General features: G+C 52.9%; 22 protein-coding genes. 13 read left to right on the top strand and 9 right to left on the bottom strand.

From position 1 onward, the window contains the following. Positions 1 to 12 precede the first annotated feature (12 nt). Together rstB and rstA are read right to left on the bottom strand one after the other, a co-directional pair. Positions 13 to 1,317: a two-component system sensor histidine kinase RstB gene (rstB, locus tag EHV07_RS11580; RefSeq protein ID WP_147198055.1), complete on the bottom strand. Its 1,305-nt coding sequence runs from the start codon at positions 1,315 to 1,317 to the stop codon at positions 13 to 15. Beyond that, positions 1,318 to 2,040: a two-component system response regulator RstA gene (gene rstA / locus EHV07_RS11575; RefSeq protein WP_147198053.1), complete on the bottom strand. Its 723-nt coding sequence runs from the start codon at positions 2,038 to 2,040 to the stop codon at positions 1,318 to 1,320. 156 nt (positions 2,041 to 2,196) lie between these two features. On the opposite strand from rstA, the gene EHV07_RS11570 reads away from it, so the two are divergent. Next, positions 2,197 to 2,631 carry a hypothetical protein gene (locus tag EHV07_RS11570; protein WP_174822360.1) on the top strand — a complete coding sequence of 145 codons (435 nt, stop codon included), beginning with the start codon at positions 2,197 to 2,199 and terminating at the stop codon, positions 2,629 to 2,631. Between the two features lie 45 nt (positions 2,632 to 2,676). On the opposite strand, the gene EHV07_RS11565 is transcribed toward EHV07_RS11570, so the two are convergent. Together EHV07_RS11565 and ydgH are read right to left on the bottom strand one after the other, a co-directional pair. Continuing rightward, entirely contained in the window at positions 2,677 to 4,068 is a 1,392-nt protein-coding gene (locus tag EHV07_RS11565) for an amino acid permease (protein ID WP_147198049.1), read from the bottom strand. 224 nt (positions 4,069 to 4,292) lie between these two features. Continuing rightward, on the bottom strand, positions 4,293 to 5,243 hold the full coding sequence (ydgH, locus tag EHV07_RS11560; protein WP_147198047.1) for a DUF1471 family protein YdgH: 951 nt from the start codon (positions 5,241 to 5,243) through the stop codon (positions 4,293 to 4,295). Positions 5,244 to 5,760: 517 nt separating this feature from the next. Here ydgH and pntA point away from each other — a divergent pair. Together pntA and pntB are read left to right on the top strand one after the other, a co-directional pair. Then, on the top strand, positions 5,761 to 7,293 hold the full coding sequence (gene pntA / locus EHV07_RS11555; protein WP_147198045.1) for a Re/Si-specific NAD(P)(+) transhydrogenase subunit alpha: 1,533 nt from the start codon (positions 5,761 to 5,763) through the stop codon (positions 7,291 to 7,293). Between the two features lie 10 nt (positions 7,294 to 7,303). Continuing rightward, entirely contained in the window at positions 7,304 to 8,692 is a 1,389-nt protein-coding gene (pntB, locus tag EHV07_RS11550; protein WP_147198043.1) for a Re/Si-specific NAD(P)(+) transhydrogenase subunit beta, read from the top strand. 44 nt (positions 8,693 to 8,736) lie between these two features. Here pntB and uspE read toward each other — a convergent pair whose 3' ends face one another. Both uspE and EHV07_RS11540 read right to left on the bottom strand, forming a co-directional pair. Then, positions 8,737 to 9,687, bottom strand: coding sequence for a universal stress protein UspE (gene uspE, locus EHV07_RS11545; protein WP_147198041.1), 951 nt, complete (start codon positions 9,685 to 9,687; stop codon positions 8,737 to 8,739). A 261-nt stretch (positions 9,688 to 9,948) separates the two neighbouring features. After that, the gene (locus tag EHV07_RS11540) at positions 9,949 to 10,704 is read right to left on the bottom strand and encodes an FNR family transcription factor (RefSeq protein WP_147198039.1); all 756 of its coding nucleotides are present in this window, start codon (positions 10,702 to 10,704) and stop codon (positions 9,949 to 9,951) included. A 341-nt stretch (positions 10,705 to 11,045) separates the two neighbouring features. Here EHV07_RS11540 and smrA point away from each other — a divergent pair, with 341 nt between their 5' ends. Then, positions 11,046 to 11,612, top strand: coding sequence for a DNA endonuclease SmrA (gene smrA, locus EHV07_RS11535; RefSeq protein ID WP_147200606.1), 567 nt, complete (start codon positions 11,046 to 11,048; stop codon positions 11,610 to 11,612). On the opposite strand, the gene EHV07_RS11530 is transcribed toward smrA, so the two are convergent. Then, positions 11,609 to 12,538, bottom strand: coding sequence for a LysR substrate-binding domain-containing protein (locus EHV07_RS11530; RefSeq protein ID WP_147198037.1), 930 nt, complete (start codon positions 12,536 to 12,538; stop codon positions 11,609 to 11,611). The two genes, smrA and EHV07_RS11530, sit on opposite strands and share 4 nt — an antisense overlap. 311 nt (positions 12,539 to 12,849) lie before the next feature. Here EHV07_RS11530 and EHV07_RS11525 point away from each other — a divergent pair, with 311 nt between their 5' ends. The 3 genes from EHV07_RS11525 to EHV07_RS11515 all read left to right on the top strand — a co-directional run bounded on the left by EHV07_RS11525 (position 12,850) and on the right by EHV07_RS11515 (position 17,796). Further along, positions 12,850 to 14,181 (top strand): aromatic acid/H+ symport family MFS transporter, encoded by a 1,332-nt coding sequence (locus EHV07_RS11525; RefSeq protein WP_147198035.1) that lies wholly within the window; start codon positions 12,850 to 12,852, stop codon positions 14,179 to 14,181. 211 nt (positions 14,182 to 14,392) lie between these two features. Beyond that, positions 14,393 to 15,925, top strand: coding sequence for a carboxylesterase/lipase family protein (locus EHV07_RS11520; RefSeq protein WP_147198033.1), 1,533 nt, complete (start codon positions 14,393 to 14,395; stop codon positions 15,923 to 15,925). Between the two features lie 218 nt (positions 15,926 to 16,143). Then, a complete protein-coding gene (locus EHV07_RS11515; protein WP_147198031.1) occupies positions 16,144 to 17,796 on the top strand; it encodes a methyl-accepting chemotaxis protein in 1,653 nt (550 codons plus the stop codon). Positions 17,797 to 17,851: 55 nt separating this feature from the next. Here the strand turns inward: EHV07_RS11515 and pepT are convergent, their stop codons facing one another. After that, a complete protein-coding gene (pepT, locus tag EHV07_RS11510; protein WP_147198029.1) occupies positions 17,852 to 19,084 on the bottom strand; it encodes a peptidase T in 1,233 nt (410 codons plus the stop codon). 543 nt (positions 19,085 to 19,627) lie between these two features. Next, positions 19,628 to 19,807, bottom strand: a complete 180-nt coding sequence (locus EHV07_RS11505; RefSeq protein WP_147198027.1) for a DUF2158 domain-containing protein — start codon at positions 19,805 to 19,807, stop codon at positions 19,628 to 19,630. A 125-nt stretch (positions 19,808 to 19,932) separates the two neighbouring features. On the opposite strand from EHV07_RS11505, the gene EHV07_RS11500 reads away from it, so the two are divergent. The 6 genes from EHV07_RS11500 to EHV07_RS11475 all read left to right on the top strand — a co-directional run bounded on the left by EHV07_RS11500 (position 19,933) and on the right by EHV07_RS11475 (position 25,191). Beyond that, a complete protein-coding gene (locus EHV07_RS11500) occupies positions 19,933 to 20,361 on the top strand; it encodes an OsmC family protein (protein WP_147198024.1) in 429 nt (142 codons plus the stop codon). Between the two features lie 179 nt (positions 20,362 to 20,540). Then, positions 20,541 to 22,133, top strand: coding sequence for an ABC transporter substrate-binding protein (locus EHV07_RS11495; protein WP_147198023.1), 1,593 nt, complete (start codon positions 20,541 to 20,543; stop codon positions 22,131 to 22,133). A 255-nt stretch (positions 22,134 to 22,388) separates the two neighbouring features. Next, positions 22,389 to 23,498, top strand: a complete 1,110-nt coding sequence (locus EHV07_RS11490) for a 1-propanol dehydrogenase PduQ (protein ID WP_147198021.1) — start codon at positions 22,389 to 22,391, stop codon at positions 23,496 to 23,498. A gap of 15 nt (positions 23,499 to 23,513) precedes the next feature. Continuing rightward, the gene (pduL, locus tag EHV07_RS11485) at positions 23,514 to 24,173 is read left to right on the top strand and encodes a phosphate propanoyltransferase (RefSeq protein ID WP_147198019.1); all 660 of its coding nucleotides are present in this window, start codon (positions 23,514 to 23,516) and stop codon (positions 24,171 to 24,173) included. Between the two features lies 1 nt (position 24,174). Beyond that, positions 24,175 to 24,882, top strand: coding sequence for a hypothetical protein (locus EHV07_RS11480; RefSeq protein ID WP_147198017.1), 708 nt, complete (start codon positions 24,175 to 24,177; stop codon positions 24,880 to 24,882). A 9-nt stretch (positions 24,883 to 24,891) separates the two neighbouring features. Continuing rightward, on the top strand, positions 24,892 to 25,191 hold the full coding sequence (locus EHV07_RS11475) for a EutN/CcmL family microcompartment protein (RefSeq protein WP_147198015.1): 300 nt from the start codon (positions 24,892 to 24,894) through the stop codon (positions 25,189 to 25,191). Positions 25,192 to 25,193: the final 2 nt, after the last annotated feature.

The raw sequence follows: 25,193 nt of genomic DNA, 5'->3' as shown, positions 1-25,193 counted from the left end.
TGTCGGGCGCTGTCAGACAGCGCGGTGAGAAGAGGAAGATAATAAATTAACCGGCCAGCAAAAGCGAACGCTGGCGCCGCCTAACGGGCTGGCGTCAATTTGCACATAGCCGCCAAATGCGGCAGCGATAGAGTGGACAATCGCCAGTCCCAAACCACAGCCGCCGGTCGCGCGATCGCGGCTCGGATCGAGTCTGACAAAAGGCTCAAACACGCGCTCACGTTCCTCTGGCGGAATGCCGGGGCCATCATCTTCCACCTGTAAACAGGCCGTGTTGCCGTCAAACCACAGGCCTACCCGCAGTCGCTGTTCGGCATAACGCAGCGCATTATTGACCAGATTGTCCAGTACGCGTTCCATCAGCCGGGTATCAGCCATGCCTGAATTCTCCCGCTGCGGCATATCAAGGTCGATGGCAAATTCAGGATGCACCAGACGAATATCTTCCAGCTTTTCGCTTAGCCAGGCGGCAAGATCTAACGACTGTACATTCAGATCCACGCGGGGACGATCCAGGCGTGCATAGGTCAGCAATTCTTCAATCAGCGATTCCAGCTGGCCAATATCGCGGTTTAACGCAGCGCGTTCGCTCCCGGCCAAATTATCACTCATCTCCAGTCGGTAACGGAGACGAACCAGCGGCGTCCTTAATTCATGAGCAATGCCGTCAATCAGCTGTTTTTTGCTGGCGACCAGCGTGTTGATATTGTCGGCCATCTGGTTAAAGGCCACGCCTAAACGAAGCAGGCTTGAGGTGTTATCAAAGTGAATACGTTCGTCAAGATGCCCCTGACCAAAGCGCTGTGCGGCGGATTCCAGCCGCAGCATATCTTTCCAGTGCGGCCGCATCCAGATAAAGACCGGAAACGCCAGCGAAATGCCAATAAACGCCAGTAACGCAATATCCAGAATGCGCATTTCATGCAAAAAGAATAAATAAGGGATAGGCCCGACAACCAGCACGTAGTGACTGCGCGGAATATGTTGCAGAAAAGTATATTCGTCATCCATCGCCACGATTTCGCCCGCGCGCAGGCGGCGTAACGTAGAGGCATCAAGCTGGTAATTACTCATCGGCTCAATATGCAGCTTAAAAGATAAATTGAGTTCCAGATTATCGATGGTTTTATTCCAGTCGCGCGGGGGGATTTCCCGCAGCTCGCTGCGCATTAAATAAAGCGAACTTTTCATCAGGTCGTCCATCGACTGGCGTCCCGCCCGCTCGGCGGTAAATTTATAAACCAGCCCAACCAGCATTGCCATCACCAGGAAGCAGACAAACAGCAATAAATAAAACTGAATGAAAAGTTTCTTCATTTATTCAGCGTCCCAGGCGTGTGGCGCAAACAGATACCCTTTATTACGGATAGTTTTAATACGGTAAGGCTCGGTCGCGCTGTCCATCAGCTTTTTGCGTAAGCGTGAAATCGCCACGTCAATGCTGCGATCCATACCGTCATAGCTGACGCCACGCAGCGTTTTCAGCAGCGCATCGCGATTCAAAATCGATCCTGCATGAGTCGCTAACTCCCACAGCAAATCAAAATCGGCCGTGGAAAGGGCAACCGCTTCGCCAGCAAGGGTGATCTGACGATTGACCGGGTCGATAAACAACGTTCCAAAACGCAGCGCTTTCTGGCTGGTCAGGGAGGGAGGCTGGTCCGGCGTTTGCGTAACGGCCTGACGTAAATGCAACCGCAGCCGCGCGAGCAATACCGCAGGTGGGGTGGTTTTCAGGATGTAATCATTCGCACCCATCTCCAGCGAAAGAATATGGTTCATATCGCTGTCCAAAGACGTTAGCAGGACAATTGGACCTGACCAGGCGGAACTGGCGCGCAAATCGCGACACAGCGTCATGCCATCTTTTCCCGGCAGCATAATATCCAGCATAACTAAATCTGGCAGGGTAGCGGCTATTGTCGCTTCGGCACGATCGCCCCGGCTTTCAACAATAACCTCAATATCATGGCGACTGAGATAGGCGGCGATCAATTCACCCACATCCTGGTCATCTTCAACAAATACAATTTTGTTCATAATGCGGCTTATCTGAAAATGAAAAGTAAGATTACCCAATGTTCAGGCTAACTACTACGAGTTCATGTTAAATAACTCTCGATGTATAGTATAAATAGCGTAAAATATGCCATTATGTTCGCAGGGTTGTTTCCTGACGATTAGCGGAAACGATTAATGGAGAAAGGGGGGAAAAGGGTGTCTGATAAAGAGCTGGCTACAGCGGTGCACAGTGACCATATCTGCCTGAATTACATTGATTTTCTCTCAGCTTCCTGCAAAAAACGCTGGAGCTTTGTCGATGCAATTTATGGCGTGATGCCGATCTTCGGCATGGTGACTAAAAATTCACCGGATTTGCCTGGTGCACCTTCAGAACGGCTGAAAGCACTGGCTCTGCAAATTATTTCCACCCAGGTTAGTGACGAAATAAATATCGCGCGATTGATAACGCTGGCTGAACAACAGCATATTGAACAGTTCGATATTTTATTGCCTTACCCGCTTTCCGAACAGCAGCTTGAAACCATTCGCCAGGAATATGTAAAGCCGCTCAATCTTGAGCAGCACGACGATCGCCTGACGATCAATATGCCAGCATTTTCCCACTAGTCTGTGCATATTGCCGATTATAAACCGGCAATATGCAGCAGTTTCTTAGCGCACCAGCATCCACAGTGCAGGCGCTGCGCCGATTACCAGCAGCACCATCGCCATTTTCTCTATGGCGCAAAGCGGGGCGTTTCCTCTGCCGTCGCGACGCGCCCACAGGAACAGCGCAATTCCAGGCGCATACAGCACGACCGAAAGCAGCAGGTGCAGCGGGCCGGATGCATAAAGCAGCCACAGGCCGTAAGCGCTGGCACCACAAGCGATAGCCACTGCGCCGGTCTTTTTCAGCGAGCGGGCCACCTTAAACAGATAAGCGCCAACCAGCAGGTAAGGCACCAGCACCATTTCGGAAGCAATGCCAAGCAGCGTGTTGTAATCGGAGCCGGTCAGCCAAATCAGAATCAGGCAAGCCTGCACGCTAATATTGGTCAGCCACAGTGAGCCGGAAGGGGCACCCTGTGCATTCTGTTTTGCCAGCGAGCGGGGGAAAGCGCCCTGTTGTGCCGCCAGGAGCGGCACTTCAGCAGCCATAATTGTCCAGCTAAGATAAGCGCCACTGACAGAGACAATCAGCCCTGCCGCAATCACCACGTCACCCCAGGAACCCATTAGTCTGGTCAGCAAGCCCGCCATGGAAGGATTACGCATCGTGGCAAGCTCGGCGCGCGGAACGATCCCCAGTGACAGCAGCGTGACCAGCAGGTAAACGATCAGCGCGGCAACGACGGCCAGCAACGTCGCCCGGCCAACATCTTTTTTGTTACGCGCACGGGCTGAAACTACCACTGCACCTTCTACACCAATAAAGACCCACAGCGTAATCAACATGGTGTTTTTCACCTGTTCCCAGACAGGCATGCCCAGCTCAACGCCGGTAAAATCAAAGCGGAAGCGGTCGAAATTAAAGGCTACAATCGCCAGAATGATAAACAGGCCCAGTGGAACGAGCTTGCCGAGCGTGGCAACCAGATTGATGCTGGCTGCCGTTTGCACACCGCGCAGCACCAGCCAGTGAACCATCCAGAGCAGCACAGAGGCTCCCAGTGCGGATTGCCAGGTGTTACCGTCACCAAACACCACGTGGCCGGGTGAATCGGTAAAAAAGCTCAGCGCCGAAAAAACAATAACCAGATAGGAAACATTGGCGATCACCGCGCATAGCCAGTATCCCCAGGCGGAACAAAATCCAACCAGCTCGCCAAATCCGGCGCGGGCATAGGTAAAAATACCGCCGTCCAGTTCCGGTTTGAAACGGGTCAGCAGCAGCAGCGCCAGCGACAGCATAATAATGCCGACACCGGTGATTACCCAGCCGATCAGCAGCGCTGCCGGGCTGGCCACCGCCGCCATATTCTGTGGCAGGCTGAATACGCCTGCGCCCAGCATCGAACTCAGTACCAGCGCCGTCAGCGCGGTAAGACCTAATTTTTTGTCCAAAAATGCATCCCAAAAACAGAATAAAAAACCATAGCAGGAGAATTAGATCGCATTTCATGGGCTGAGCTGCGCATAAATGTGAAGGAATCTCCTGAAACCGGCGGCGATTTTACGGAGTGGGCTGGTGAGATGCAATGCGCGATCGGGCGAAAAGTGAGTGAATATGCAAAATAAGGCGGGAAGCTATGCAATAAAGGGAGCGACGTGGTCGCTCCCGTAACACATTACTTAAAGAGATCCGCAGAAACGGTAAGGTTACCACCGCTCTGATTCGACCACTGACGCGTGATGTGATAATACTTCGCGCCTTTATCGATCGCCGCACGGCCAACCGCTTCCGAGATCTCGGTTGGTGTACCAAAGTGGCCGGTAAAGGTGACGCTGTCAAAAGGCTGCATTTGCGCGGCGGTGACAGCATTCACTTCCTGCACGCTTTTACCCGCTGGCGTTCTGACGGTGTAACGTTCACCCGTAGACGACTGGGTTTCGAAGAAACGGCCGACTTTGTTGCTAGGCGTTTCTGAGGAGGCGACGCCAGGGATCTGTACGGTTTTTGCTGCGGCACCGCCAGCAGCGACAGCGGCTTTTCCTGCCTGTGAATCTGCCGGGATCAGGTCAGGTGACTGCACCTTACGTTCTTTCGCATCGGCTTTATAAACATAGGCCGTGATGTACTGATTGCCGCCGCTGTTGGCATCAATCTGACGAATAATAAAGAAAGAGGCCGCGCCTTTCTCTTTTGCCTGTTTGGTAATGGCATCGTTAACGTCAGGCTGGCTGTGATAAAAGCCGCTAATTGACACCGTGTCGAAAGGTTCCAGCTTGTAAGCTTCAGCCTTGGTCAGTTCACGTACACCGTTAATGATGCGATCGGTGCTTTTAACCGCTTTAGGCGCATCGCCACGGTAAAGGTCGGCAACCACGCGCCAGTTTCCGCCGTTGCCGTTGGTGTCGTTAATGCCCTGAATGTAGTAGGAGGTGGCGCCCAGTTCATCTGCACGTTTTGACACAGCATCGCTGGCATCGTTAAGCGCATTAAAGCGGCCTGACACGGCAATGCGATCGAACGGTTTCAGCGATGCCGCTTTTTCCGGGGTCAGTTCCTGTGCCGCATGCGCGGTTAATGATGTGAGTGACAACAGGGCTGATGCCAGAATGGTGTTCTTCAGCTTCATAAAAATAATCCTTCGCCTTACGCAAAAAATGAGTACGAAAACGTGCTGGACTCTTGATGTGTAACAGATTAGCTGCCGATTATTGCATGTAATAATGCGTTCTGTCTCAGGCATTTTGCGCGGTCCAGCCAGGCAGCAGCCAGTCTCGCTCGTGAGAGTATTAAAAAATTGTTAAATTAAAGCACATGTTCGTTGCTTAACACTTAAAGCGGTAATTAATATTACTAATATCGTTAATTCTTTGTTAAATCTACGGTTTTTAACCGGCACCAGAAACGTTAAGCTGCGTGTCAGCTAGCAGATTCTGCCGGTTTGTCATCTAAATTAAGACTGAAAATTGTAGATTTGCCATCTGTATCCAGTTTTTTACCGTTAAAACCGTTATTCGGGCCAGGTGCGTCTGGATTGAAGGACATAATTTCAGTAGTTTATAAACAGTTTGAAACAGACTGTGCCCCGGCTATCCGTTCGGGGCAGTGTGCACTCATCTCTATCACTTCTGATGTAAGGGAATAATATGCTGATTGGAATAACCAAAGAGCGGTTGCCCAACGAAGCGCGAGTTGCAGCAACGCCGAAAACGGTTGAGCAACTGCGGGCTTTGGGCTTCAGCGTGGCCATTGAAAAAGGCGCTGGCAAAGCAGCCAGCTTTGACGATGCGGCCTATGTCGCTGCTGGCGCGACGCTGACTGACAGCGCTGAGGTCTGGCAGTCTGATATTGTGATGAAAGTTAACGCGCCGACGGACGAAGAGATTGCGCTGGCTCGTGAAGGCAGCACGTTGGTGAGCTTTATCTGGCCCGCTCAGAATCCTGAACTGCTGGAGAAGCTCGCAGCTCGCAAAGTGACCGTGATGTCGATGGATGCGGTGCCGCGTATTTCACGCGCGCAGTCGCTCGACGCGCTCAGCTCCATGGCTAACATCGCGGGTTATCGCGCCATCGTTGAGGCCGCGCATGAGTTTGGCCGCTTCTTTACCGGGCAGATTACCGCAGCGGGCAAAGTACCTCCGGCAAAAGTTATGGTGATTGGCGCAGGCGTAGCCGGTCTGGCCGCCATTGGTGCCGCCGGCAGCCTGGGCGCCATCGTTCGTGCCTTTGATACCCGTCCGGAAGTTAAAGAACAGGTGCAGAGTATGGGCGCCGAGTTCCTTGAACTCGATTTTGAAGAGGAAGCGGGCAGCGGCGACGGCTATGCCAAAGTGATGTCCGAAGCCTTTATTAAAGCTGAAATGGCGCTGTTTGCAGCTCAGGCGGAAGAGGTGGACATTATTGTCACCACCGCGTTGATCCCTGGCCGACCCGCACCGAAACTGATCACCGCTGACATGGTGGCTTCAATGAAACCGGGCAGCGTGGTTGTCGATCTGGCCGCTCAAACCGGCGGGAACTGTGAGCTGACGGTGGCTGACAAGATCGTGACCACTGACAACGGCGTGAAGATCATTGGCTATACCGATCTGCCAAGCCGTTTGCCGACCCAGTCGTCTCAGCTGTATGGCACCAATCTGGTCAACCTGCTGAAGCTGCTGTGCAAAGAGAAAAACGGTGAAATCAGCGTCGATTTTGAAGATGTGGTGATTCGCGGCGTAACGGTTGTCCGTGATGGCGAAATTACCTGGCCTGCGCCACCCATTCAGGTCTCCGCCGCGCCAAAAGCCGCGCCAGCTGCGGCGAAAGCGGCAGATAAGGTCGAAGAGAAACCCGCTTCACCTTTCCGCAAATATGCGCTTTTCGCCCTGGCTATCATCCTGTTTGGCTGGTTCGCCAACGTAGCACCGCCTGCTTTCCTGTCACACTTCACCGTCTTCGCACTCTCTTGCGTGGTGGGTTACTACGTGGTCTGGAACGTCAGCCATGCGCTGCATACGCCGCTGATGTCGGTAACGAATGCGATCTCCGGCATCATTGTTGTCGGTGCCGTACTGCAAATTGGCCACGGCGGCTGGGTAAGCTTCCTGTCGTTTATCGCCGTGCTGATTGCCAGCATCAATATTTTCGGTGGTTTCACCGTCACTCAGCGCATGCTGAAAATGTTTCGTAAAAACTAAGGGGTAATCAATGTCTGGCGGATTAGTGACTGCAGCATACATTGTTGCCGCAATTTTATTTATATGCAGCCTTGCGGGGCTGTCGAAGCATGAAACCTCTAAGCAGGGGAACCTGTTTGGTATTGCCGGGATGGCTATCGCGCTGCTGGCAACCATTCTTGGCCCGTACAGCAGCAGCGTTGGCTGGGTTCTGCTGGCTATGGTGATCGGTGGCGCTATCGGCGTCCGTCTGGCGAAAAAAGTCGAAATGACGGAAATGCCGGAGCTGGTGGCGATTTTGCATAGCTTCGTTGGCCTTGCTGCGGTACTGGTTGGCTTTAACAGCTACCTTGACCACGAGCCGGGGCTGGATGTGGTACTGGAAAACATCCACCTGACCGAAGTCTTTGTGGGGATCTTTATCGGTGCCGTTACCTTTACCGGTTCGCTGGTAGCTTATGGAAAGCTGTGTGGGAAGCTTTCTTCCCGCCCTCTGGCGTTGCCGCATCGTCACAAGCTTAACCTGCTGGCGCTGGTGGTTTCACTCTGCCTGCTGATTATCTTTGTGCGCACTGAGAGTACCGGCGCGCAGGGCTTTGCGCTGTTCCTGATGACGCTGATCGCGCTGGCTTTTGGCTGGCATCTGGTGGCGTCGATTGGCGGTGCGGATATGCCGGTGGTGGTTTCAATGCTGAACTCCTATTCAGGATGGGCAGCCGCGGCCGCGGGCTTTATGCTCAGCAACGACCTGCTGATTGTTACAGGTGCCCTGGTTGGCTCAAGCGGTGCGATCCTCTCTTACATTATGTGTAAAGCGATGAACCGCTCGTTTGTTAGCGTAATTGCCGGTGGTTTTGGCACCGACAGCAGCTCAACGGGTGAGGGTGAAGAAGTGGGTGAGCATCGCGAAATTGATGTTCAGGGCACGGCGGAACTGTTGAAAAACTCGTCATCAGTGATTATCACCCCAGGCTACGGCATGGCGGTGGCACAGGCGCAATATCCGGTTGCCGAAATCACCGAGAAACTGCGCAAAATGGGCATTAAAGTGCGCTTCGGTATTCACCCGGTTGCGGGACGTCTGCCAGGCCATATGAACGTGCTGCTGGCGGAAGCTCGCGTGCCTTATGATATCGTGCTGGAAATGGACGAAATCAACGATGACTTCAGCGATACCGATACCGTACTGGTGATTGGCGCTAACGACACCGTTAACCCAGCCGCGCAGGAAGATCCGCGTAGTCCGATTGCGGGCATGCCGGTTCTGGAAGTGTGGAAGGCGCAAAACGTGGTGGTCTTTAAGCGTTCAATGAATACCGGCTATGCCGGTGTGCAAAACCCGCTGTTCTTTAAAGAGAATACCCAGATGCTGTTCGGCGATGCAAAAGCCACCGTCGACGCCATTTTGAAAGCGTTATAACGTCGTTAAAGGCCGGGCTTCCCCCGGCCTTTCTTCTTCTCCCGTCAATCGTCCTCGTCGTCGTCCAGTTCGACCGGGGAAGTAAAACCTTCAGGCTTGATTGCCAGCAGATCGCAACGCAGATGGTCAATAACCTGCTCGGCCGTGTTACCCAAAAAGGCAGCGGAGAGGCCGGTACGTCCAATGGTTCCCAACACCACCACGCCGGCATCAAGATGACTGGCGAGGCTCGGGATCACCTCTTCCGGCAGTCCTTTATCAACGTGGGTGTATTTTTCATCAATACTGAATTTTTGCCTTAACGCTTTCATTGCCAGCAGGTGCTGCCCGCGAATCGCGTCGTTGTACACGCTCGGATCAAAGTCTGGCAGTTCAATCGCAATATTGATGGGGGTAACGGGGTAGGCTCCCACCAGGTGAACCTCTGTATGATTGACCAGTTCCGCCAGTTCCAGCGTCTCCTTTACCAGCCTGGTATTCAGGGGGTCGTGATGAGGTTCTTCACTCGCCAGGTTTACCGCCACGACGGCTTTGCCGCCCTCAGGCCACGGCTGGTCTTTTACCATCCAGACCGGGCAAGGGCATTTACGCAACAGATGCCAGTCGGTGGGGGTAAATACCACTGCCTGAAGCCGGTCATGCTGATGGGCCATTTTTAGCAACAGATCGTAGCCGCCATCCAGCACTTCCTGAATAATCGCTTCGAAAGGCCGGTTGTGCCAGATGACCTTCACTTCAATGTTTACGCCTGCATCAAGATAGGCCTTAGCCTGCTCGCGGATCCATTCAGTACGCTGGCTGACAACGCCTTTACGCATGGTAGTCCGTTCGTCAGGGGAAAGCAGCGTGGTCATCTCGTAGGAAAAGTCATAGATAGGCAAAAAAGCCGTGATGCGGCCACCGAGACGCTGGTTAAGATAAACAGCGCGGCGAAGCGCAGGCTGGTCGTCCTGCTGCGGGTCGATCGCCACGAGAATGTTTTGATACTTAGCCATAACGGGTTCTCCATACGCTATGCGTGTCAGATTAAAAGATAGCCCAATCATAGCGGGAGGAGAAACAAAAAGTCACTGTCAGATCAATATTATAACAATTAAAGCTTCTCTCAGACGGCGAGTGCGATAAGGCTCGCATTCTTACCTCGAAGCTCACTGAAAGCGTTCGTTTTTATTTATATGTTGAAGAATGATAAGACGAAGAGGGAGAGGAAAACAGGGGGAAGGAAGCGCCGGATCTGAGCGACCCGGCAGTAAAAATCAGGCGATGGCGCGGCTCTGGCCTGCCAGCATCGACAGCTCATCGTGATTTTCAATGGTGATGTATTTACCTTTTACGGCCAGCATGCCGCTTTTCTGAAATCGGCCCAGCAGTCGGCTGATTGTTTCAACTGTCAGTCCAAGATAGTTGCCGATATCGCCGCGCGTCATGGTCAGACGAAACTCACGCTGAGAAAAGCCGCGCTCGCCAAACCGACGGGACAGGCCGTAAATAAAGGCCGCCAGACGCTCTTCCGCATTCTTTTTGGACAGCAGCAGAATCATCTCCTGATCGCCTTTGATTTCGCCGCTCATCAGGCGCATCATTTGCTGACGCAGGCTGGGCATTTTTCCGGAGAGGTCGTCCAGCGTTTCGAATGGAATTTCGCAAACCATCGCGGTTTCCAGCGCCTGAGAGAAGCTCGGATGCTGACCCACGCTGATAGCATCAAATCCCACCAGGTCACCGGCAAGATGGAAGCCGGTAATCTGCTCATCACCCTGTTCGGTAATGGTGTAGCTCTTTATGCTCCCGGAACGAATCGCATACAGCGACTTGAGTTCATCGCCCGCTTTAAACAGCGTTTGGCCTTTCTGGATTGGCTTTTTGCGCTCGATAATATTATCCAACTGATCGAGTTCGTGCTCGTTCAGCGTGAAGGGAATACAGAGCTGGCTGATGCTGCAATCCTGACAGTGAATCGCACAACCGCCAGACTGTATACGTCTGTTGATGACACGCTTTTCCGGGATCATAGTAGTGGCTCGAGTAATTATTGATTGAGGTCAATTTTAACACTTTTTAGTCACTAAAGTGAACTCATCACGCGTGATTTATCCCTGGAAAAGCCAGGGATGTCATGTTTAGTGACATTCCGTTTAAAAATCCATCTAAAAACAAACTTTCCTTCTGCTTGTCGATTATTGGTTACATAACCAGTGTTTCATCGCAACTTTTTTGCCGGAACCAGCGGTTTACGCTGTCCGGACGATCTGCCGTATTCAACGCGCGTTCCGGGCTGAATTTTTGCTAAACTACCGCGGTGGGTTGTGTCACCACATCATCATTTATCTGTTGCCACCGGGGGACCCGTATGATGAGCCTTAAAGATGAAGATCTGTTCAAAGACGCGATGGAAGACGTCACGCCGCTGAAGGATTGCGCAAATATCCACTGGTTGAAATCCCCCTCACCAAAATCTCCCCGCGCATTTGAAGATGATGCGCAGCTGGACAATCCGCTGACCAGCGGCTTTCTGAATGTTATTCCCCTTAGTTTGCCACTGGAGTACAAAGCGGAGGGGATCCAACAGGGCGTGCTGGATAAGCTGCGGCAGGGGAAATATCCGCTCGATGCCAGTCTTAATCTTCTGCGTCAGCCGGTCGAAACCTGCCGACAGTCCCTTTACAGTTTTATGCTCCAGGCACAGCGAGATAACTTTCGTAATCTACTGATTATTCATGGTAAGGGGCGAGAGGATGACGCTCATGCCAATATTGTGCGCAGCTATCTGGCACGCTGGCTGCCACAGTTTGAGCAGGTGCAAGCCTTTTGCAGTGCGCAGCGTCATCATGGCGGCAGCGGAGCCTGCTATGTTGGCCTGAAAAAAAGCGAGCAGGCGCGTCTGGAAAATCGCGAGCGCCATGCCAAGCGCAGTCGCTAAGCGCAATCCGCAGAGGTTTTACGGGTGACGGCCATCAACACTTCGGCACTGAGGCTGAGCGGTGCGCCGGAGCGGGTGATAATACCGACCGGTTCGCCAGGCCCGTGTGAGGCAATCGGCAGGGCGGTGAGAGAACGGTGCATTAAATCTTCTTTAACCGCGCCGGAAGGAACAAACCAGACATAGTTATAACGGAGCGCCAGCTGGCGCGCGAGAGACGTGGCTGAGGTTTCAACCAGCGTGCCGGGGAGCTGGCAACCCTGTGCCTCCAGCATCGCTTCCGCCAGCCGTCTGGGCGCGGTGCCTTCCGGTGAGATCACCACCGGCCAGCTCATGGCGCGTGAGAGCGTGACGTTGTCACGCAGGAGCGGATGATCCGGGCCTACCACCAACCTTAAAGACTCAAGGAAAAGCAGTTCATAAGTCAGGCCCGCCATCATATCCAGATCGGCCATACGGCCAATGCCAACATCAAACTCGCCTGCCTTCAGGCCAGCCAGCAAGACATTGTTATGCAATGTCGCTACCTGCACGACAGTCTGTGGCTGCTGCAAATGAAAACGTTCAAGGATTGACGGCAGCATGCCCAGCGCGACGGTGGTTAAAACGCCAACGCGCAATACATCAGGCTGCTGCGGTTTTGCAGGGCTGAAAGATTGTCCGGCATGGTTGAGCGCATCCAGAATACGGACGGCATGAATGAGAAACTGCTCGCCCATAACGGTAAGCTGAGCGCCTAAACGACCGCGTTCAAGCAGCCTTGCTCCCACCAGCTCTTCCAGTTCGTTAAGCGTTTTAGAAAGCGCTGGCTGACTGAGAGAAAGGACTTCTGCGGCGCGCCCCAGCGTTCCTTGCTGAGCGACGGCGACAAAAGTATGCAGATGGCGCAGGCGAATGCGCTGGTTAAACAGATAATTTTTTTCCATATCCCAGAGTAGTCAGCGAGGCGGGTAGCAGGCAAGCCTCTGTAAAGATAAATGTTAACCATATTGCAAAACTTAATTAACATTAGCCCGCTTTTCCATAACCTCCACCCTTAGCTGACTGGCTAAATCATCAGTTAAAGCGATAGATGCCCCCAATGTCCTTGAGGATGCTCGCTTTTTTATGCCAAATCGCAGCAGAAAAGCACATAATTTTGCAGCCAGAGCGCCCGACGATCCGTTATGATAGCCGACACTTTTTTCAGGAACCGACAGCCAGCTTATCTGTGCAACCCTGGCTATGGAGCGCTAACGTGGAGAGTATCGCTGCGACAGATGTGCGTGCCTTGATCAACGAAGGCAGCATCAGCCGCTATCAGCAAAGAATCATTGCCCTCTGTTTTGCAGTGGTAGCAATGGATGGAATGGACATTGCGTTAATGGGCTTTATTGCGCCGGCGTTAAAAACGTCATGGGGCGTAAGCACCACTCAGTTGGGCGTGGTCATCAGCGCTGCGCTGATCGGTTTGGCGCTGGGGGCGATGTTTGCAGGGCCGTTGGCAGACCGCTTTGGTCGCCGGGTGATCATTATTAGCAGCGTGTTTTTCTTTGGTTTATGGACGCTGGCCACCGCCTTCTCACAAAATCTCGATCAAATGATGCTGTTCCGCTTCCTGACCGGGCTTGGGCTGGGAGCGGCAATGCCCAATGTGGGTACGCTGGTGGCGGAATACTCTCCCGAACGCAAACGCGCTTTCATTATTACCGTGGTGTTCTGCGGCTTCACCTTTGGCGCGGCAGGTGGAGGCTTTGCGGCTTCCTGGCTGATCCCTAACTTTGGCTGGCACGCCGTGCTGGTGCTGGGCGGCCTGTTGCCGATGCTGATTGTGCCGATGCTGCTGAAATGGCTACCTGAATCCGTGCGTTTCCTGCTTGCCCGCCAGGCGCCTCCCCAACAGATTCGCCAGATCGTTGAGAAAATGGCGCCCGGTCAGGTTCGTCACGACTGTGAATTTGCAATGGATGAAAAAGCCCAGCGTCAGGGCGCAGTAAAACTGGTGTTAACCCGACCTTATCTGCTCGGCAGTACGCTGCTGTGGGGCAGCTATTTTATGGGGCTGTTTCTGGTCTATCTGATCGGAAGCTGGTTACCGTCGCTGGTAAAAGATATGGGGATGACCGTCACCGAGGCGGCGTTGGTCACGGCGATGTATCAGGCCGGCGGAACGGTAGGTTCGCTCTTTGCCGGTTGGGTAATGGATCGTTTTAACGCTAACCTGGCGCTGGCGGCGATCTATTTCACCGGCGCTATCGCGACCGTCGCCATTGGCTATGCGCCGGCAGAAACGCTGATCCTCAGCCTGATTGCCTTCTGTAGCGGCTTCTGTCTGAACGGAGCCAATACCGGCATGAACGCGCTTTCCGCCAGCTATTATCCCACGCATGCCAGGGCCACAGGTTCCAGTTGGATGCATGGCGTAGGGCGAATGGGCGCCATACTCAGCGCGTTTGCCGGTGCGCAGATGCTCTCTATGGGCTGGCATATCACCGAGGTCTTTACCAGCCTGGCGATCCCGGCGGTATTGACCTCGCTGATGCTGTTGGCGAAAAGCCGTTATGGCCATACCCGAGTCGGGCAGGCGTAATTTTACCGGCGAGAAAGCAGAATGTCCGTCTCCGGATGCAGAGCGCATCCGGCTGGTAAACCTGTTGAATTATTGGGATTTATATTCCCTGCCGCCCAGTTAAAAATGAGACTGGGGTAAGCATAATCTGTAAATGACCGCCAGTGTTGGACAAAGGTTTCCAGTCTACAAATAATAGTCGACAGGCTATTAATGGCGTAATGACAGAATAATGAAAAACGAGCAATTGTTAAGGATTGGTACGGCTGAAGGAGCGTTACGCGGACGCCTGGAAGAGGGAATTTTTGTTTTTCGGGGAATTCCCTACGCTGCACCGCCAACCGGCAAACTGCGCTGGCAGCCGCCTAAACCCGTTCAGCCATGGCAGGGCGAGCGGGATGCCATCCAGTGGTCTGCCGCCAGCTGGCAAAACCGGGATTATTGCGTCGCCGTGGGTGGCGGAGATCCGGGCGTTTTCAGTGAGGATTGTCTTTATCTTAACGTCTGGACGCCTGAAACCGAGCCATCAAAGCCTTTGCCCGTGATGGTCTGGATCCACGGGGGCGGCTTCAGTATCGGGGCGGGTGGATTAACGCCCTACATTGGCGCGCCGCTGGCATCGCAAGGTGTGGTGGTCGTTACCCTGAATTACCGGCTGGGGCATCTGGGCTTTTTCGCCCATCCGGCGTTGGATAAAGAATATCCCGCTGGCGAAGTCGTCAATAACTTCGCCTTACTCGATCAAATTGCTGCGCTGCAATGGGTTCAACGCAATATCGATTCATTTGGCGGCGACAGACATAACGTCACTATTTTTGGTGAATCCTCTGGCGCCCGCAGCGTTCTGTCACTTTTCGCCTCGCCGCTGGCCGTCGGCCTGTTTCATAAGGGGATTGCGCAAAGTCCTTATGCGCTCCCCGATATTCCTCGGGAAACGGCGCTGAAAACCGGTGAAAAACTTAGTCATCATTTTAACCTGACGAACGCCACCGCCGAACAGCTTCGCGCTTTGCCTGCTGAAGCTTTCTGGCCGCTCGATCCCGCTTTTGCTAACGGGCCGGTTGCCATTGCGGGCGATCGGGTATTACCGCAGCCGGTGCTGGATGTCTTTAACGCCTCCCGGCAGCAAAAGCTGCCGCTGATGATTGGCAGCAACAGTGATGAAGCCAGCGTGCTCAACTATTTTGGCGTCAATCCGGGAAAAATAATTAAAGAGCTACGCCATGCACGGCGTCCGGGACTGCGGTTGAAGCTAATCCGTATGTTATACGACGGCGTTTATGACGACGATCGGCTGGGCAGGCTGGTGGCAAGGGATGTCACTTTTACCACGATGGGATACGTCGTCGCCCTTTCTCAGCATCGCATTGGGGTCCCTGTCTGGCGTTACTATTTTGATTACGTTTCAGAAAACTCGCGGGATATCTATCCTGAGGGTACCTGGCACGGCAACGAAATCCCCTACGTATTCAATACGCTGGATGCGCTTGCCTCGACGATGGGTAAACGGCCATTTACCGATAATGACCGTCTTTTTGCCCGAAAGGTCAGCGAATACTGGCTGAACTTTGCCAGAGAGGCGAGTGTGTTTTCCCATCAGCTGCCGGGAGAACTGAGCTGGCCCGCCTGGCAGCCCTGGGCGGATAAAGTCATGCGTTTTGGCGAAAAAGGCGAGGCGGGCCTGAAGCTGGAAAATCGCTTTATGCGTCGTCGCACCCAGCTGTTTCGGCTGTTAATGAAACACATGGTGCGTTTGAAACGCTAAATTGTTAACAAACAAATTTCACCATGAGATTTTTCCAGGCGCCATACCCGGCAAAAAAAGCTGATTTAGCAACGACTTAACATTATTTTCCGTTTCGTAACATAATGAATATCAAGAAATAATTACTCAGTATTTTTGTCATGATGCCGATAATCCTCGGTAAGCGTCCGACCTCATGGACGACATTATCGGCTTTATTACATCGTTACGGAGTAGTTATGAATTTGCTAAAAAACTTTACCATCCGCAGCGTGATGCTTTGGATTCTCGGGCTGTTTTGCCTGATGTGGACCGGGGTTGGAATTTACAGCGTTTCCTCATTAAATTCACTGGGCAAGGGAAATGAAGTTGACCGCCTGCTGGTCAACCAAATGACGACGCTCAGTAAAGGCAACGATCAATATTTTCGTTTTATTACCCGACTGACGCGTGCCGTCGAATCCCGCCAGGCGGGAAGCGCAACGGCACCGGCTGATATGGCATCCGCTCAAAAAGCGCTGGATAACATGACCAAACTGCTGGCGGACTTTAAAGCTGAAGCACCAGGTCCACTGAATGCCAGCCTTGCTACAGCGGTCATCGAAAGCTGGCAGAAACTGTTGGAAGAGGGCGTTCTGCCGCAGATGCGCCTGGCGCAGCAGCCGGTACTGGACGATTTCCGTCGCCATGCCGCTTCCGTAACGCCGCCGCTTAGCCGTGCATTTGGTGCCAGCGTTGACAAATTCAACGTTGCCGCAGGCGATAAGCTTGATATAACCCGCGTGACTGTCGATCGTCTGACCGATATGACCAAGCTGGTTATCGTGTTGGCGGTTGTCGCGGGTTTGCTGATTTTGCTGTTTACCGATCGCTATCTGGTCAAAATGCTGGTTCGTCCGCTGGACGGCATGCGCGAACATTTCCGCCGCATTGCCGATGGCGATCTCAGCCATCCGCTGGAAGATATTGGTCGTAACTGCGTTGGCAAACTGGTGCCTCTGTTGAGTGCCATGCAGGACAGCTTGCGTGAGGCGGTCAGCTCCATCCGTAGCGGCACAGATAATATCTATCGCGGCGCCGCTGAAATTTCTTCCGGCAATAACGACCTTTCTTCGCGTACCGAACAGCAGGCCGCTGCGCTGGAACAGACGGCAGCCAGTATGGAACAGCTGACTGCTACAGTGAAATTCAATGCCGACAACGCCCGTCAGGCGAGTGAGCTGGCACAGAGCGCTTCCGCGACCGCCAGCAAAGGCGGCAAGCTGGTTAGCGATGTGGTCAGCACGATGCAGGGTATTTCCGGCAGTTCGCATAAAATTGCCGAAATCACCAGCGTGATTAACAGTATCGCTTTCCAGACCAATATCCTGGCGCTGAACGCGGCGGTGGAAGCGGCAAGAGCCGGTGAGCAGGGCCGTGGCTTTGCCGTGGTCGCCAGCGAAGTACGTAACCTGGCGCAGCGCAGCGCCGGCGCGGCAAAAGAGATTGAAACGCTGATTGCCGACTCGGTGAGCCGCGTGAGTAACGGTTCCAAACTGGTTGGCGAAGCGGGCAGCACCATGGATGAAATGCTGAAAGCCGTGGCGGAAGTGGTTGAAATCATGAAGCAGATCGCCTCAGCCTCTGAAGAGCAGAGCAAAGGTATTTCGCAGATTGGCACCGCGATTACGGAAATGGATAGCGTGACGCAGCAGAACGCCTCGCTGGTGGAAGAAGTTTCCACAGCGGCGAGTGCGCTGGAACGTCAGACCGAAGAACTGACGCTGTCCGTCTCTAAATTCCGTCTTTCTGCCGACAGCCCGGCAAGAAGCCCGGCACCGGTTCGTGCCGTTGCTGCTGCTGCTCGCCCGCTGGCGGCAAAAGCGGCTGCTGACGACTGGGTTTCATTCTGATTCAACGCGCGGGAAGTTCGCTTCCCGCAATTTGATTTTTGCCGGTGAAGTGAGATTATTCCGCCGCCAGCCGACACAGTTTTTCCGCAACAAGATACGACTTCACAAACGACGGTACCGGTAAAAACTCGAATTTTGAGTGAAAATTATGCGCACCGGTAAAGAAGTTTGGCGTCAACAAACCCTTTGCTGACAGCGCGGCACCGTCCGTGCCACCCCGCATCGGCGTCACTTTCGGCGCAATATCCAGCGCCTCAAGCGCGGCAAAGAGCAAATCAATCGCCCGGCGATCCTCGCCAATAGCATTACTGATATTGCTGTAGATATCGGTCAGGTTAAATTCGACCTTTCCAGTGGGATATTTTGCAGCAACGCTGGCGCTGACATCGGCAATCTGCTGTTTACGCTGGGTAAACGAGGCCAGATCAAAGTCGCGAACGGATGCTTTGAGCCGCGCCTGGCTGGCATTGGCGGTCATATCATTAAACCAGACATAACCCTCGCGTCCTTCGGTATGCTCGGGCGTCTGCTGACGATCGAACTCAGCGACAAAATCCAGCGCCATCAGCAGCGGGTTGACCAACACGCCTTTGCCGGACATCGGATGCGCCGTCACGCCGGTAAAGACGATTTCTGCCGCTGCCGCATTGAAGTTTTCATACACCACTTCGCCCAGCTCGCAGCAGTCGATGGTATAAGCGAAATCCACGTTAAAACGCGTCTCCAGATCGAGCGCTTTGGCACCGCGCAGGCCGATCTCTTCATCAGGTACAAAGGCCACCACAATATCGCCATGCGGCGTGTCATCCTGCAAATTTTCCATCAGCGTCATTACCACGCTGACGGCGGCTTTGTTATCTGCACCGAGCACGCTGGTGCCGTCGCTGAAGATAATTTCCTGCCCCTGATAGGCGGCGATTTCCGGATGTTGATCAACGCGCAGCCAGATATCCTGCTGCTGATTTAAACAGAGATCCTGACCTTCAAAACGCAGCGTTTGCGGATGGATATGAGGTGAAAGCCCCACGTCTACGGTGTCAATATGGGTGATAAAGCCGATGCGTGGCGCATTCGGGCGATTACCGGGTTTAACCGCCGTCACCGTCGCGTGCTCATCAATAACAATCTCTTTCAGTCCTAACGCACGCAGCTCTTCAGCCAGCAGTTTGGCCATATCATGCTGCTCTGGCGTGCTGGGTAACTGAGTGGAAACCGCATTGCTTTGGCTGGTGACGGCAAGATAACGATAGAAACGCGTGCATAACTGGCTGGATAAATCCTGAATCATGCTGTTTTCCTGATTTGAATGAAGTCGTTCAGCGAATATAGCCTACTCTTTTCAGAGGGAAAAGGGCTATTGCGCTTGTCTATTTTTGTTTATTTTAACTTTCTCACCTGTTTTTTATTCTACACGCTTCGATTTGCATCATTAATTTCTAATTTATCACGGTGATAATTGAGATAAACAAGCAGAAAGGTGAGCGGTATATTCGCCATGATGCAGCGCAAGTAAAAATATTTATGAAGTCATTTTTCAGTGCTGTTTATTATATTTTAATGTTAAATTAACACCATTCATCGGGCAAGTAACAGCGGTCATGTTGTTTTACCGTCACAGAATGTTGAACTGGATATCCAGATTGTCTACCCAGGTGTTTCGCAGGCGTACGAAGCGATTGAAAACCTGCAGGTGGTTGCTTACGGTAATACCGCTATGATCGTCAATGGTCGGAAAATGAATAAAATCCGTTATCGTTAAGGTAAATAACAGGCTGCCCGGTAAGATGGGCAGCTTGTGTTAACCAGAATATTTTATGCTGCCTGCCGGGATTCAGCAGACGCCGAAGTCGCCTTCTTCGTGATAGAGGTTTACCGAGCTGGCGGGTACCTCAATTTCTTTTTTCTCTTTGTCATCCACTCTGGCGCAGTAGAGCGTGTCGCCTTTCACCTCTAACACCACCATTTTAGGCCCGCCAGTTTTGCTTTGTACTACATCATCTACGTTAAACATTGTGGTTCTCCTGTTAGTCTTCTTTTATTAACGGTCAGCTATTGAGCATTTGCAAGCCGTTCCCCGGCAAAGTCGTAAAAAGCCACTATACTGAAAACTCATCACTAATAAACGGGAGGATTTTCATGACCATTCATAAGAAAGGGCAGGCGCATTGGGAAGGCGATATCAAAAAAGGTAAGGGGACCATCAGCACCGAAAGCGGCGCGCTGAAAGAGCAACCTTACGGTTTTAATACCCGTTTTGAAGGCAAGCCAGGCACCAACCCGGAAGAGTTGATTGGCGCTGCGCATTCGGCCTGTTTTTCTATGGCACTGTCGCTGATGCTTGGCAATGAAGGCCTGGTGCCGGAAAGCATCGATACCGTCGCTGACGTTTCGCTTGATAAAGTCGGCGAAGGCTTCAAAATTACTAAAGTCGCGTTGCAGAGCAAGATTAAACTGCCTGGCGTGGACAGCGCTAAATTTGATGAAATCATCAATAAAGCCAAAGAAGGCTGCCCGGTGTCGCAGCTGCTGAATACTGAAATTACACTCGACTATTCCCTGAATTAATGCACGAGTTAGATACCCTGCCGCCCGGCAGGGTATTTCGTTAATCGCTATCCCCCTAAAATCCTGAAATATAATCAAAATGTATGAAGATTATCCCATTTTGACTCTGGTTCTGCGCTTCGCCAGCGTTTAGATTACTCTTTGTACAAACAGGAATAATCGACAACGAGAGGATGGCGATGAAAAAGTTGGGAATCAGAATGACCATGGCCGCACTGACGCTGGCCGTTGCTTCAGGCGCATCTGCGAAGACGTTAGTCTTTTGTTCGGAAGGTTCGCCGGAAAACTTCAATCCGCAGCTGTTTACCTCGGGTACCAGCGTGGACGCCAGCGCGGTGCCCATCTACAACCGGCTGGTGGATTTTAAACCGGGCACCACTGAACTGATCCCCAGCTTAGCGGAGTCGTGGGATATCAGCGCCGACGGCACCGTTTACACTTTTCATCTGCGTAAAGGCGTTAAATTCCACACTACGAAGCTGTTTAAACCCACCAGAGATTTTAATGCCGATGACGTGATTTTCTCGTTTATGCGGCAAAAAGACGTCAACAATCCTTACCATAACGTTTCCAACGGGACTTACGCTAACTTTGAAAGTCTGGAGTTCGGTACGCTGCTGAAAAAAATAGAAAAAGTTGATGAGCACAGCGTGCGTTTTACCCTTGCACATGCCGAAGCGCCGTTTCTGGCTGATTTAGGCTGGTACTTCGCCTCTGTTCTCTCCGCCGAGTATGCCGATGCGATGCTGAAGGCGGGCACGCCGGAAAAGGTCGACCAGCAGCCGGTGGGAACCGGGCCTTTCGAGCTGGTGCAGTACCAAAAGGATTCCCGCATTCTCTATCGCGCCTTCCCGCAATACTGGCAGGGCAAAGCAAAGCTGGATCGGCTGGTTTTCTCTATCACGCCGGATGCCTCAGTCCGTTTGGCGAAGCTTGAGAAAAACGAGTGTCAGGTCATGCCGTTTCCGAACCCCGCCGATCTGCCACGGATGAAAGAGAACACGTCAGTCACGTTAATGCAGAAGGCGGGCCTGAACACCGGTTTCCTGGCTTTTAATACGCAAAAAGCGCCGCTGGATAACCTGAAGGTGCGCCAGGCGCTGACCATGGCAATTAATAAACCGGCGATTATTCAGGCGGTTTTCCAGGGAACCGGAACCGTAGCAAAAAACCTGCTGCCGCCTGATGTCTGGAGCGCGGACAACGCGCTGAAAGATTACGCTTACGATCCACAGCAGGCCAAAATCCTCCTTCAGCAGGCGGGCATCAAGCCCGGCACCACTATTGAGCTGTGGGCGATGCCGGTTCAGCGGCCTTACAATCCCAATGCCCGGCGCATGGCGGAAATGATTCAGGCTGACTGGGCCAATGTCGGTATCAACGCGAAAATTGTCAGCTTTGAATGGGGTGAATATCTCAAACGGGTGAAAAATGGCGAACACCAGGCCGCGCTGATGGGCTGGACCACGGCGACCGGCGACCCGGATAATTTCTTTGGCCCTCTGTTTAGCTGTACGTCGGCGAACGGCGGCTCGAATTCTTCCAAATGGTGCTACAAGCCTTTCGATACGGTGATTACGCAGGCTCGTGCCGAGCAGGATCACAATAAACGTATTGAATTATACCGTCAGGCGCAGCAGATTATGCACGACCAGGCGCCCGCGGTGATGATTGCCCATTCGACCATTTTCGAACCGGTCAGAAAAGAAGTGAGCGGCTATCAGGTCGATCCCTTTGGTAAACATATTTTCTATCAGGTGGATTTGAAATAAAGCTGCTCGCCGGGGAAAAAGCACGCCCTGCGCGATAACCGGCGCAGGGCAGTATATATCGACAAAACCCGCTGCTTCATCAGTTAATACGCCTGTACTCCGTCTGCATTATTTTGTCAGTTACCAAACCGACAGCACAATTTAATCCGCTCTCCGCGCAAGCAATCGTAGTTTGTCCTTCCTCCGTTAGTGCTAATTTAATCCGCAGTCTCCTCGCCAGAAACGTCAGAACAGCCGCCTGAGGAAATTGAGAACATGGTTTGTCATCTGCTATCCATACCTGATATTTATTTCGGTGAAAAAGCGATTCACTCATTACAACGCCTTGACGCCTGCAAGGTGGGTATTGTCACCGATGCATTTATGGTGTCATCAGGAAAAACGCAGTCTTTAATTGAGGCAATGCCACGCGCTTCAGTCTGTATTTATGCGGATGTCAGGCCGGACCCCGATGTGGAAATCGTGAAGGCCGGAGCTGCACGTTTTAACGACTTCAAACCCGACGTGATTATTGCGCTTGGCGGCGGATCCTCGCTGGATGCGGCAAAAGCCATTAAGGTGACGCTTGAAGAGATGGGCAGCGACATTGAGCTGATTGCTATTCCCACTACCAGTGGTTCAGGCTCAGAAGCCACCGCTTATGCAGTTATCTCCGACCCGGAAAATGGGCGAAAATATCCGCTGGTTACGGCGAATATCCTGCCCGACAGTGCGATTCTGGATCCTCAACTGGTGCTTAGCGTCCCCCGAGAGGTGGCGACAGATACAGGGATGGACGTGCTGACGCATGCTATTGAGGCACTGGTTTCCACGGGGGCTAATGATTTCAGTGATGCTTTTGCCGAGAAAGCGATTGCCCTGACCGTCAAATATTTACCCGACGTGTTTTATCAGGAAAAAAATATTAAGGCGCGGATACGAATGCATCACGCGGCCTGTCTGGCCGGAATGGCATTTAATTCCTCCGGGCTGGGTTTGGTCCACGGTATGGCGCATGCTATTGGCGGGATGCTGCATATTCCGCATGGCAGAATTAACGCAATGCTGCTGCCGAAAATTATTGCCTATAACTGCGCGACGCAAAATCCAGTAATAACGGAGCGTTACCTGAGATGCGCAAAAATAATGGGGATCGACACGGATAACGATCGTCATGCAGTTTGCCAATTAATCGATCTTATTCGCGATCTGAATCAGCAGTTTGCTATTCCCGAAACGCTCACTGAATACGGTATTACACGGGAGAATATTTGCCGGCTGCGTCAGTCAGTTATTTCTGCGGCCTTAGCCGATGCCTGTACCCTGTCGAATCCGCGCACGCCCACGGCTCAGGATATTGACCGCTTGCTGACGGAAATCTCTTAACAAGGACAGAAAAGAATGAACCATTGCCCGCAGGCCTTAACGCTTACCCGACAAATTATGCAGGAGCTGTCTGCAACAGCGGGAATTCAGCCCACAAGGCTGGCTATTCCGGTAGGGATTTCCAATCATCATCTGCATCTCAGCCTGGCGGATATGGAAACGCTGTTTGGCTATGGCGCAACGTTAACGCGGATGAAAGCAGTGAAGCAGCCCGGACAATTTGCCGCCGATCAGACCGTTACGCTACATGGCCCTAAAGGCGATATCGCCGGCGTACGGGTGCTGGGGCCGCTGCGCACCACCACCCAAATTGAAATTTCCATTGCCGACAGCTTTGTGCTGGGCGTGAAAGCGCCGGTGCGGATGTCCGGTGAACTTCAGGAGTCCGCAGGCATTGAGATCCTTGGCCCTCGCGGGCGAGTGCAGGCAAAGCGCGGGACCATTGTTGCCTGGCGGCATCTGCATATTTCACCGCAGCAAGCCGCACAGCATAAATTATCTGACGGCATGGAGATCGACATTGAAGCGGCCGGTCCACGCGGCGGCATTATGCGACATGTGCGGGTGCGTGTCAGTGAGGATGCGGTACTGGAACTGCATATAGATCGGGAAGAAGCGAACGGTTTTGGGCTGCATAACGGCGATATCGTTCACCGCTGGCAGCAGGCGTGCTGACATGGCTGAGGCGCGGAAAGAGAGCAGGCCGCAGACGTTTGCGCACCGTCTGGACGCGATAATCAGCCAGGTCCTCAGCGCGCACAGGCAGGCACAGCCCGGACGCCTGCAAATCGTGATGACCGGCGGCGAAATCGAGAGCCTGTCAGGCAGCCTGAAGTGCCTTGAAGCGCTGCACCGTGCAGGCTATCAGCTGCGAATTTCCTTCTCACATAGCGCCAGTCAGTCCGCTGTAAAAGCAGGCTGTCAGCTGTGGAACCTTAAGCGGGGAGGCGCGGCACGTTTTGAAAACCCCCGCATCCAGTCACAGCCCGCTGATTTTATTTTGCTTTTTTTGCCGTCGCTGTCGCTGAACAGCCTGATGAAAATCGCGTCGGGCCTGCGAGACAACGTGGCCTGCGAGTGGGTTTTTTATGCGCTCGGCAGGCAGAAAAAGGTGATCGCCACGCTCGGCCCGGAATGCACTGCAACATGGCTTCCTTCCGCGCTCCGGGCCTTGATCGCCCGGCATATTGCCACCCTGCAACAGTATGGTGTGGTTGTTAAGGGAAGCCAGCCCGTGGAAAGAAAAGATCGCCTGATCGCACTGCGGGACGTGCGGCTTATGACACCAGGGCAAAGCCTGTATCTCGATCGGAACACGTTAATTACCCCGGCTGCCCGGGACGAGCTTCGACGGTGGAATATCAGCGTTATTCAGGGACGTTAAGGGGAAACGATGTATCTGGCAAAAGTTACCGGCGCACTGGTCTCCACCAGTAAGCACGCCTCACTCAACGGGGCTAAGTTGCTGGTCGTTGCGCGGCTGAATGAACACTATCTTCCTACGGGGTATGCCCAGGTTGCAGTGGACTGCGTGGGTGCCGGAAATGGCGAAGTCGTTATCGTCACCACCGGCACTTCCGCCAGGATGAGCAACGCGACAGACCATTCGGTGATTGATGCGGCAGTGGTTGGCATCGTGGATTCATTAAAAATGCATGATGCGTCAACACAAGGGAAGCAGGATGAGGAATAAAG

Source organism: Pantoea sp. CCBC3-3-1, from assembly GCF_007981265.1.
Classification (GTDB): Bacteria; Pseudomonadota; Gammaproteobacteria; order Enterobacterales; family Enterobacteriaceae; genus Erwinia.
This window is presented reverse-complemented; position numbering and strand designations above follow the sequence as displayed.

What these genes read in the sequence shown, in the direction of transcription:
- rstB (WP_147198055.1), bottom strand. Translation starts at nt 1,317, where the DNA reads ATGAAGAAACTTTTCATTCAGTTTTATTTATTGCTGTTTGTCTGCTTC.
- rstA (WP_147198053.1), bottom strand. Translation starts at nt 2,040, where the DNA reads ATGAACAAAATTGTATTTGTTGAAGATGACCAGGATGTGGGTGAATTG.
- EHV07_RS11570 (WP_174822360.1), top strand. Translation starts at nt 2,197, where the DNA reads ATGGAGAAAGGGGGGAAAAGGGTGTCTGATAAAGAGCTGGCTACAGCG.
- ydgH (WP_147198047.1), bottom strand. Translation starts at nt 5,243, where the DNA reads ATGAAGCTGAAGAACACCATTCTGGCATCAGCCCTGTTGTCACTCACA.
- pntA (WP_147198045.1), top strand. Translation starts at nt 5,761, where the DNA reads ATGCTGATTGGAATAACCAAAGAGCGGTTGCCCAACGAAGCGCGAGTT.
- pntB (WP_147198043.1), top strand. Translation starts at nt 7,304, where the DNA reads ATGTCTGGCGGATTAGTGACTGCAGCATACATTGTTGCCGCAATTTTA.
- uspE (WP_147198041.1), bottom strand. Translation starts at nt 9,687, where the DNA reads ATGGCTAAGTATCAAAACATTCTCGTGGCGATCGACCCGCAGCAGGAC.
- EHV07_RS11540 (WP_147198039.1), bottom strand. Translation starts at nt 10,704, where the DNA reads ATGATCCCGGAAAAGCGTGTCATCAACAGACGTATACAGTCTGGCGGT.
- smrA (WP_147200606.1), top strand. Translation starts at nt 11,046, where the DNA reads ATGAGCCTTAAAGATGAAGATCTGTTCAAAGACGCGATGGAAGACGTC.
- EHV07_RS11530 (WP_147198037.1), bottom strand. Translation starts at nt 12,538, where the DNA reads ATGGAAAAAAATTATCTGTTTAACCAGCGCATTCGCCTGCGCCATCTG.
- EHV07_RS11520 (WP_147198033.1), top strand. Translation starts at nt 14,393, where the DNA reads ATGAAAAACGAGCAATTGTTAAGGATTGGTACGGCTGAAGGAGCGTTA.
- EHV07_RS11515 (WP_147198031.1), top strand. Translation starts at nt 16,144, where the DNA reads ATGAATTTGCTAAAAAACTTTACCATCCGCAGCGTGATGCTTTGGATT.
- pepT (WP_147198029.1), bottom strand. Translation starts at nt 19,084, where the DNA reads ATGATTCAGGATTTATCCAGCCAGTTATGCACGCGTTTCTATCGTTAT.
- EHV07_RS11505 (WP_147198027.1), bottom strand. Translation starts at nt 19,807, where the DNA reads ATGTTTAACGTAGATGATGTAGTACAAAGCAAAACTGGCGGGCCTAAA.
- EHV07_RS11500 (WP_147198024.1), top strand. Translation starts at nt 19,933, where the DNA reads ATGACCATTCATAAGAAAGGGCAGGCGCATTGGGAAGGCGATATCAAA.
- EHV07_RS11495 (WP_147198023.1), top strand. Translation starts at nt 20,541, where the DNA reads ATGAAAAAGTTGGGAATCAGAATGACCATGGCCGCACTGACGCTGGCC.
- EHV07_RS11490 (WP_147198021.1), top strand. Translation starts at nt 22,389, where the DNA reads ATGGTTTGTCATCTGCTATCCATACCTGATATTTATTTCGGTGAAAAA.
- pduL (WP_147198019.1), top strand. Translation starts at nt 23,514, where the DNA reads ATGAACCATTGCCCGCAGGCCTTAACGCTTACCCGACAAATTATGCAG.
- EHV07_RS11480 (WP_147198017.1), top strand. Translation starts at nt 24,175, where the DNA reads ATGGCTGAGGCGCGGAAAGAGAGCAGGCCGCAGACGTTTGCGCACCGT.
- EHV07_RS11475 (WP_147198015.1), top strand. Translation starts at nt 24,892, where the DNA reads ATGTATCTGGCAAAAGTTACCGGCGCACTGGTCTCCACCAGTAAGCAC.